We start from the raw sequence: 8,069 nt of genomic DNA, 5'->3' as shown, positions 1-8,069 counted from the left end.
TATCCGGCTCTACCTGTACTTGTACAAAAGTTCTTTCTCTTCTTGCCATATTTACCTCCTGACTATCCTCAAATTAGCAATATCTGATGGTAATGACAAGGGTAATGGCAATAGTATTGACAATGGCATGATTGTGGCATTACACTGTAAAGACAAGCAAAAAGACGACCGCCAAGTTTTCTCAGGACACAGCGATCGCCTTTTGTAAAACCCCACTTAAGAGGCATTCTTCAATGAGATTAACATTCAAGTCAGTTCAGCAGCAAGCACAATCTTGCGGCTATCAAGTAGAGAAAGCAACAACTGGTTACACTGTCAACGGTCAAAAATTCCGTTTATTGGTTGAAGTTGTAGATTATCTTAACCGTTGCTTAGAGGTTTCAGTCACCCCCGACTTAACCGTAAACGAAGTTCAGCAAGTAGCCCAACAGATGGGATTCTTGGTTCAACCGATGGATGAAGGTTACGGCATTTTTTACCACGGTCAACTACTTGGTTTAGCTAAATTGCTGAGTGAAGTTGTAGTTGCGCTTCCCCAGTATAAGGAAGCAATTGCTAAATATTACAACCACTTACCACGATGAAACAAGAGTGGAGGTTCTGTATCTAGAGGAAAATGATTTGATTTACTTTGCCGACTCTAGCATTGTTCGATTGAGCTTAATCAGCACTGGCACTTACGACTACAACTATACAACCAAGTCTGGGATAAAAGTAAGGAGAGAATATCGTCGTATAATCGACCCAAAAACGGTGGTGTTGACTGATGCGAGAGTTGAACGCGCTTTAACCATTGAAGTATTGGAACAACACGGTGATGAGTTTGTGGTTCATAACTGCGAGAATGACCACTATTATGTGGTGCGTCCCAACCATTTAGAACCTGCATTGCGTTGTGAATGTGCTGATTGTCACTACCGCGAAGTTTTATGCAAGCACCAAATAGCGGTTGAAAACTTTTTGGGGCAAAGCTTAGAGACTGCAATCCTAAAAGTTGCAGCAAGCCTTGATGACTTACTAGATACTGAGCAGTTAGTAGAGGAGGTAGGACAATCATGACTAAATACTTAGTTATTTAAACACCGCCTTATGAGCAGTGTTTTGTTGTGAGCGATCGCACCTCAAACCCAAAACTTCCAGGTTTGTCAATTCGGGGGAGAAGTGCAGCGATGCGCTCGGCAACTTGAATAACGGCTTCATCAACTTGGTAATTGATTTGCCACTTTTGATGCAGATAATTTAGTAGAAATTCAAAGGATGGGAGTAAATTTATGGTTCTTCAGTTCATTTTATGGAACAGAATAATAAATAAAACCTAAAGATAGGCTAGATTTATTGCTGTGACTGGGTTTTAAGTTTTTGAGCCTTTCTATAAAACTGCGATTTTAATGCTCTACCATAAAACCAACGCAAGAACCAAATTTATTTCGCCGTCTGATTGGTCTACAATCGCCTCTGGATATTCAAAAGAAACTATCTTTAAGTCGTTTTGAATTACTACAAATGTTGGCTTAAATCTGTTAAATAAACTTTCGGTTAGCGCGACTCCCCCAGTGGCGATTGTGTAGGGGATTTCGTAGGAAACGAATTTACCAATCAAGTCATCAGTAAACTTTAGAGCGCCGTTTGCACCAACGGCAAATGATAGTGTAGCGGTGTCTAGGTCGAGGGTGGCAAATGTACCCTGCACCAGTGGAACTGAGAGGTTATTTTCATCTAGATAGGAAGCGATCGCCTCCGAAACATCTTCATCATCAACAGAGGCGATCGCGTCAAAATCCTTTTCAGATAAAATATCTCCCGCAATAGTTATTCCCTCGGCATCGCTTCTCGATACTTCTGAAGTTAATTTTAATGCCATCCCTCCACCTTCAACCATGATTTCTAATGCTGGATTTTCTGATGTACCGTTACGGGTGATTTGGGAACCTTTGATGGTGCGGGTGACATTTTCCTTGTGAACGCGGACTACACGGCCATATCCCTTGTCTGAAGCATAATTCCAAGAAACTTCTGTACCCACACCAATACCAGTATCAACTCGAAGTGAACGCAACTGAATGCACAAATATATCAAAGTCTACTAAAAGGCGGGATAATCCTGCATACCCCACAAAAAACCGTTTCCAAACATCAACGAAGCTTTCTAAAACTGACGCTTCGTTGCCGTTATTGCGTTGCTTTTCTGTGTCAGGTAAATCATGCCCACTAAATATCAATACCCTGGATTTATGAATTTTCTGGCCAAAAGTGTAAGTATTGGGAAGGATTAATTTAGATGTTTGGCTACTCGCTAAAGTGTAATATTCAGGGTTAAGTAAGTCCCATCCTGTAATTCCTTGCTCTGGGTACAATTTCCATCTATCAAGCACCACAAGGTTTTCTATTTCTGCCCCGTTTTCCAATGACTGAGAATAATCTTCATTGTCATTAACCACCATCAAAATGTAAGCTCTACCGTAAAGATTCGCCCAGGTTTGAGCTTTTTTGAAATTGGCGCGAACTTTTAAATCACCGTGGCGCTTTTCAATATGAGCGATTGCATCTGTGTTCCCTTCTCCTCCTAATGTCAATGCCCCCCACTTGCGGCACATCAAGCGCGGCATTATTTCTACTACGCGGCGGCAGGCCCATGATGAGCGGTAGTAGGCGTCTAAGGCTTCACGGTTGTACAGGAGCGGGGCACGGACAAATGTTTGCTCAGGGGGTCGCGGCGTGTTCCAACACCGACAGCAACGTTGATTAATGGAGATGAATCGTAACGCTCAATTTCTGACATGGGGTTAGGGGCGGCCGCTAGGTGAAAGATATTTACTGCCCACTGGTTTGAGTAAACAACCCTTGGGATGGAGAGGGGCGATCGCCTCACAATACGGACAGGTGTAATGTGGGTAGAAGTGGTAATCAGCTGCTTTGATTTCCGCCTCCACGCCGTTACCGCTACCTGGAGTTCCTAATTCCCGAATTGGACGTGATGGTAGACGGGCCGCATCAAGACGACGATTAAGGGGGTCACCAGCGCCGGGGGGATACTGACTACGCTCTTCTTTAATTAAAACATCTGCACTAAATCCAACGTTCACCCCACCAGCAGATGCCCTACCATCATCGCTTTCTCGCTTTTTAGATACAGAGACGTAGGTAAATTGAGTGGTTGCACCCATTACCTGAAATGTTTTTAAGTTTTGAGCATCAGATTGGATTTTTTGGCGTTGCATAATAGAGGGATGAATTGAGGTGTTCTACTGTGAATTGTCCATACTGCGGGTCTACTGAGATTAGAAAAAATGGTAAGCGCCGAGGTAAACAGAATCACATCTGTACCAATTGCGATCGCCAATTTCTAGATAGCTATAATCCACCAAAAGGGTACTCTGATGAGATCAAACTAGAATGTTTAAAAGCTTACGTTAATGGCGCAGGTTTTAGAGCAATTGAACGGCAAACAGGAGTTCATCACACGACTATTATCAATTGGGTAAAGGAAGTTGGCGAGAAGTTACCAGACGCGCCGCCGATTGATCAAATACCAACAGTTGGAGAACTAGATGAACTAGAAACTTTTGTTGGCTCAAAAAAAACAAAATTTGGATATGGACGGCATTAGACCACTTCCGTGTTGGCGAAGCCTCTCGAAGAGAAGGAATTTTGGCTTGGGTTATAGGAGACCATAGTGCGAAAACTTTTAAACCTTTATGGGAGGAAAGTTAGCTTTTGGGGGTGCTATTTTTACGTCACTGATGGATGGCCAGTTTACGCCAGTTTTATCAACTCAGGAGACCATATTGTTAGCAAAACATATATGACTAGAGTCGTTCGCGCAGCGTCTCCCCTTGGGAGAAGGGGAAAATACACGTTTACGCCATTATCTGGCACGTCTACATCGAAAAACATTATGCTACTCCAAATCAGTAGATATGCTTAAACACTCAGTGAGATTACTACTATACTACTTGAAGTATAGAGAAATCCCAGTATTTAGCTGATTCATCCCGCATTTATGCAACGCCAGAAATCCATTTATTGTAAGTATTCCAGTGAACCGTTGGTGAATGGCCCATCCACCCCGCCATAGTGGCTACTGGTACTTTGTAGCGCACGCTGCCGCGAATTGCGTAAGCGTGACGAAGGTCGTAGGGATTAAAAGGTGCATTTCGACGATCAAATGTTCGACTCACTCGTTGCCCATAGTCCCGATACATTTTCCCTGTGCAGTTTGGTTTTTATTTTCCCAAAGTTGCCACTCTACCGTCCATTCTGGACGCAAAGGATAGCAGATTCTTTCCCCTGTTTTCCCTTCTCTTACATAGCAGGTGTGGGGTGGTGTTGAGGAGATTTCACAAAAAAATATTTCATGATCGCGCAGTCCGTAAGCTGCCATCACCCCGTATGCCCAAAGCCAGGAAGGAGAATTGAGAAAGAGCGATCGCGTCTGAATTATCTGATCGTCAGTGGGAATTTGGCGTGGCTTAGTTTGGGAATTGCCGTAATTCCCAATGTACGGCTTGAGGTCTACTTTTATCCCTATAAGTTCTGCTAAAAGCTGCAATTTTTCACAAGTCCGCTTACGGCTACGGCTATTGGCAGGGGTGTTTGTTGCGGCGCCGATAATTGAGGCGCTAGTTACTTCACCTTTGAGATTTTTGAATGCTGTTTCGTAGTCATTTTTCCAGGTGAATTGCGTATTGGGTGTGTCACCTTTTTGGGCAAAGTAATCAGCACGGAGTCTATCTATCCACTGCACCCAGTTTCCAATCCCCAATTCCTGCTCATCACATAGATACCTACTCCAATCATACTCACCTCGTGCCAACAGCCCACCAACAATTTTGGCTTCCGCTTCTGCTCGTTGCAGTCCGGCGGGATTGGCATAGATACCCAGTGCAATGTGCTGCTGATGTGCGTTGGTTTTATTACTTCCTGGCTTGGGCGGGAGTGTGGCTCGTAGCGAGAGGCGATCGCCTCTTTGATGCACTCTTACTCCAATCTTGGCTAGTTTTAGCCGCTCATTTATGATCTCGATTGTCGATTTCACTGCACTAAATTTGATCTAAAATTACCCTGTGATTAAAGGTGATTCCAGGTGGTTTAAGACAATAATATTACCTTCACGTTCCCAGCGTCTAATTGTGTCAACACTTACGGCTTTTAACTCTGCTAGTTCGCCAATGCTTATTAGTCTATCCATTCTTTACCCAGAATTATTTATTATAATTCTAGGTAAATCTATATATTATGGCAACAGTCGTCAACCCTAAATCGCCAAGCAGTTTTAGAGCAAAATGCAAAAAAGCCGTCGTGTTGACGGCTTTTGAACGATGGGCAGTACCAGACTCGAACTGATGACATCCTGCTTGTAAGGCAGGCGCTCTACCAACTGAGCTAACCGCCCTTTTGTTCAATCCTTAACTAATATAGCAAAAGATTTCGCATTGCGCTAGTAGTTTTAAGAAAATCTTTTTTTCTCTTATACTGACTCAGTATTCAGTTATATCATGTCCGGGTAATTAGTTACGATATAAAATTTCCAGAGTCGTTATATTTCAACATCTCAGCGTTATTTTTATCGTAAGTGTTCAGGCGGACATGATATTACTCAGCACGGGCTAAACGCCCCGCTATCGCTAGCAGGATTTAGGATGCCCTCTGGTCGGACGCACGATCGCATTACTATGTATGCTCTGCCGTTTGTGGCGGGCTTTACTTTCTGGCAAACTCGCAGCAGCAATGCGACTTTGTTGGTCGCAGGCGGGTTTCTCTTTGGCGGGCTGATGTTTGGCCCCGATTTGGATATTTACTCTGTGCAATTTCAACGCTGGGGTTTCTTGCGCTGGATTTGGCTACCTTATCAAAAAAGTCTCCGACATCGTTCTTTTTTATCCCACGGGCCGATTATTGGCACGATTCTACGGATACTTTATCTGGGGTGTTTGTTAGCTATTTTGGCAATTTTCGTTTTGGCGATCGCCGAAAGGTTATGGAATCTGAGTTTTACTTGGCAAGATTTGGGGGGAACTGTGGGGCGATCGCTCGTGCAATACAATACTGAATATATCGCCCTGTTTTTGGGGTTGGAATTCGGTGCAATGAGTCATTCTCTGAGCGATTGGGGCGGTTCGGCATACAAGCGTTTTAAAAAGCAGGGGGTTCGGGGGTTGCTTCCTAGTGGCAAAATTAAGAAGCGGAAAGTGAGGGGTGGTAGTCGTCGGGCGAAGACTAAGAAATGATTTTTTTAAACGCTTTAGGTAGCAAAGGGAAGCGCAGAGGTACGCAGAGGTATGGAAAAGGAAAATGAGAGTTTGGCGGCGTTGCAGGAATTGATTGAGGTGGTGGCGAAGTTGCGATCGCCTGATGGTGGTTGTCCTTGGGATTTGGCTCAAACTCCTGAAACTCTTATACCTTATGTGATTGAGGAAGCTTATGAGGTGGTGGATGCGATTAAGAGTGGGGATAAGGGTGCGATCAAAGAGGAGTTAGGCGATTTATTATTACAGGTGGTATTGCAAGCCCAAATCGCTAGTGAATCTGGGCAATTTTCCCTCAAAGAAATAACTCAGGGGATTTCCCAAAAGTTGATTCGCCGTCATCCCCATGTGTTTGGTGATGTGTCGGTGGCAAGTGTGGATGAGGTGCGGCAAAATTGGGAACAAATCAAGGCTGCGGAAAAAGGCGAAGCATCTCCAGAGGCACAAAAACTTAGTGCTAAACTCGGTCGTTATGGGCGCACCCTTCCCCCACTGACGGCGGCGATGAAGATTTCCCAAAAGGCTGCGGCGATCGGGTTTGAATGGGAAAATATTCAGGGCGTTTGGGATAAGTTTCATGAAGAGTTAGGGGAGTTTCAACAGGCTTTAGCTGAGGAAACACCAGAACGACAACAAGCAGAATTAGGCGATTTGCTATTTGCAGTGATTCAGCTAGCCCGTTGGCATAATCTTGACCCCAGCGCCGCTTTGCAAGGCACAAATCAACGATTTGTTAAGCGATTAGAAAAAATGGAGGCAGTTGTTGACCGTCCCCTTTCTGATTACAGTTTGGATGAGTTAGAAAACTTATGGCAACAAGCAAAAGCTCAACTTGCTAAAGAAGGGAATGGGGCATAGGGCATTGGGCATTGGGCATTGGGCATTGGGCATTGGGCATAGGGCATTGGGCATAGGGCATTGGGCATTGGGCATTGGGCATTGGGCATTGGGCATTGGGAAAGAGGAGGCAGTTCTTGCTGGAGCCAGAAGGCAGAAGTTCTTTAATGCAAGAATTTTGAATTTTGAATTTTGAATTTTGAATTGATTTCTCCCCCTGCCCACTCTCTTCTTCAAGATTTTTCACCATCGAACCACTTATCATATAGCGATTGATAAGTACCATTTTCTTTGAGATTCAGCAGAGCCTGATTAATTGGTTTGCGGTAGGGACTGTTGTTAGGCAGAATGATGCCGTAGCTTTCTTCACGCAAAATACTACCTACAATCTGTACTTTCCCTTTGCCTTCGTTGGCAGCATAGAACAGAAGTACAGGCGCATCAAACACCACAGCATCAGCTTTTTTTGTTTGTAGAGCATTGTAAGCTTGCTCAATTTTGGTAACTTCTAAAACTGAAATCTTATGTTTTCGCAGATATGCGGCGGCTGTGCTACCCGCAGTTGTAGCCACTACCTTGCCGGGTAAATCGTCTATACTCTTGATATCACCCTGAAGCTGTTGTACTGTCAATGAGGTAGTCGCGCTGGCTGTAAAGTAGGCGGCAAAAAGTACTCCGATGAACATCCAGACAATACCTACTAGCCGTCCCACTACTCCTTTGGGCATTTCATCAGCTTGGGTTGCTAATGTGGCAGCTGACCACCAACAGGCTTTGAAAATGCCAGGAAAGTATGATTTGGGAATCATCCCTTCTTTATGATGGCGCTCAGATAACCAAATAATGTGGGCTGCTACGACAATTAACACTAGGGCAATGCCTATTACCTGCAAGAGGCTAGTAGAGAAAAATAATTGCAAAATATTTGGGAAGGCACTGTCGTTGGTTTCTGAGTTTCGTACCATAATTTGCAGCCTACTTTACAGC

Annotated in this window: 14 protein-coding genes, 1 tRNA gene and 1 pseudogene; 6 read left to right on the top strand and 10 right to left on the bottom strand. The window is 44.1% G+C overall.

Annotated elements, in window-relative coordinates; all coding sequences use genetic code 11:
- The 3 genes from LC574_RS15860 to LC574_RS15850 form a co-directional block, all read left to right on the top strand.
- Window positions 1-208 (top strand): hypothetical protein (locus LC574_RS15860; protein WP_229454405.1); only part of this gene is annotated, 208 nt, incomplete at its 5' end.
- 25 nt (window positions 209-233) lie between these two features.
- On the top strand, window positions 234-584 hold the full coding sequence (locus LC574_RS15855; RefSeq protein ID WP_229454404.1) for a hypothetical protein: 351 nt from the start codon (window positions 234-236) through the stop codon (window positions 582-584).
- On the top strand, window positions 553-1,059 hold the full coding sequence (locus LC574_RS15850; RefSeq protein WP_229454403.1) for a hypothetical protein: 507 nt from the start codon (window positions 553-555) through the stop codon (window positions 1,057-1,059). Before LC574_RS15855 ends, LC574_RS15850 begins: the two co-directional genes overlap by 32 nt.
- Window positions 1,060-1,071: 12 nt before the next feature.
- On the opposite strand, the gene LC574_RS38040 is transcribed toward LC574_RS15850, so the two are convergent.
- From LC574_RS38040 to LC574_RS15835, 4 genes are all read right to left on the bottom strand, one after another.
- A complete protein-coding gene (locus tag LC574_RS38040; protein WP_267871551.1) occupies window positions 1,072-1,200 on the bottom strand; it encodes a hypothetical protein in 129 nt (42 codons plus the stop codon).
- A gap of 193 nt (window positions 1,201-1,393) precedes the next feature.
- A complete protein-coding gene (locus LC574_RS15845) occupies window positions 1,394-2,056 on the bottom strand; it encodes a DUF2945 domain-containing protein (RefSeq protein ID WP_229454402.1) in 663 nt (220 codons plus the stop codon).
- Entirely contained in the window at window positions 2,037-2,675 is a 639-nt protein-coding gene (locus LC574_RS15840; RefSeq protein ID WP_267871552.1) for a phage portal protein, read from the bottom strand. The genes LC574_RS15845 and LC574_RS15840 overlap by 20 nt, the downstream gene beginning before the upstream one ends.
- A gap of 108 nt (window positions 2,676-2,783) precedes the next feature.
- A complete protein-coding gene (locus tag LC574_RS15835; protein WP_229454400.1) occupies window positions 2,784-3,218 on the bottom strand; it encodes a hypothetical protein in 435 nt (144 codons plus the stop codon).
- Window positions 3,219-3,247: 29 nt separating this feature from the next.
- Here LC574_RS15835 and LC574_RS15830 point away from each other — a divergent pair.
- Window positions 3,248-3,986, top strand: a pseudogene (locus LC574_RS15830) (IS1 family transposase).
- Window positions 3,987-3,998: 12 nt separating this feature from the next.
- On the opposite strand, the gene LC574_RS15825 reads toward LC574_RS15830, so the two are convergent.
- The 4 genes from LC574_RS15825 to LC574_RS15810 all read right to left on the bottom strand — a co-directional run bounded on the left by LC574_RS15825 (window position 3,999) and on the right by LC574_RS15810 (window position 5,392).
- Entirely contained in the window at window positions 3,999-4,178 is a 180-nt protein-coding gene (locus LC574_RS15825) for a hypothetical protein (RefSeq protein ID WP_229454399.1), read from the bottom strand.
- Entirely contained in the window at window positions 4,175-5,035 is an 861-nt protein-coding gene (locus LC574_RS15820; protein ID WP_229454398.1) for an integrase, read from the bottom strand. Before LC574_RS15820 ends, LC574_RS15825 begins: the two co-directional genes overlap by 4 nt.
- A gap of 21 nt (window positions 5,036-5,056) precedes the next feature.
- Window positions 5,057-5,188, bottom strand: coding sequence for a MerR family DNA-binding transcriptional regulator (locus LC574_RS15815; RefSeq protein ID WP_229454397.1), 132 nt, complete (start codon window positions 5,186-5,188; stop codon window positions 5,057-5,059).
- A 131-nt stretch (window positions 5,189-5,319) separates the two neighbouring features.
- Window positions 5,320-5,392: transfer RNA gene (locus LC574_RS15810), tRNA-Val, on the bottom strand.
- A 247-nt stretch (window positions 5,393-5,639) separates the two neighbouring features.
- Between LC574_RS15810 and LC574_RS15805 the strand changes: the two genes are divergently transcribed.
- Together LC574_RS15805 and mazG are read left to right on the top strand one after the other, a co-directional pair.
- On the top strand, window positions 5,640-6,227 hold the full coding sequence (locus LC574_RS15805; protein WP_229454396.1) for a metal-binding protein: 588 nt from the start codon (window positions 5,640-5,642) through the stop codon (window positions 6,225-6,227).
- A 51-nt stretch (window positions 6,228-6,278) separates the two neighbouring features.
- Window positions 6,279-7,103, top strand: coding sequence for a nucleoside triphosphate pyrophosphohydrolase (gene mazG / locus LC574_RS15800; protein WP_229454395.1), 825 nt, complete (start codon window positions 6,279-6,281; stop codon window positions 7,101-7,103).
- On the opposite strand, the gene LC574_RS15795 is transcribed toward mazG, so the two are convergent.
- Together LC574_RS15795 and LC574_RS15790 are read right to left on the bottom strand one after the other, a co-directional pair.
- The gene (locus tag LC574_RS15795; RefSeq protein WP_229454394.1) at window positions 7,081-7,347 is read right to left on the bottom strand and encodes a hypothetical protein; all 267 of its coding nucleotides are present in this window, start codon (window positions 7,345-7,347) and stop codon (window positions 7,081-7,083) included. The genes mazG and LC574_RS15795 overlap by 23 nt on opposite strands.
- Window positions 7,316-8,047, bottom strand: a complete 732-nt coding sequence (locus LC574_RS15790; RefSeq protein ID WP_229454393.1) for a transporter substrate-binding domain-containing protein — start codon at window positions 8,045-8,047, stop codon at window positions 7,316-7,318. Before LC574_RS15790 ends, LC574_RS15795 begins: the two co-directional genes overlap by 32 nt.
- Window positions 8,048-8,069: the final 22 nt, after the last annotated feature.

The organism is Nostoc sp. CHAB 5715 (assembly GCF_020829685.1).
Classification (GTDB): Bacteria; Cyanobacteriota; Cyanobacteriia; order Cyanobacteriales; family Nostocaceae; genus Nostoc.
Note: the sequence above shows the minus strand (reverse complement) of the source record. Positions and strands in the feature narration are given on the sequence as shown.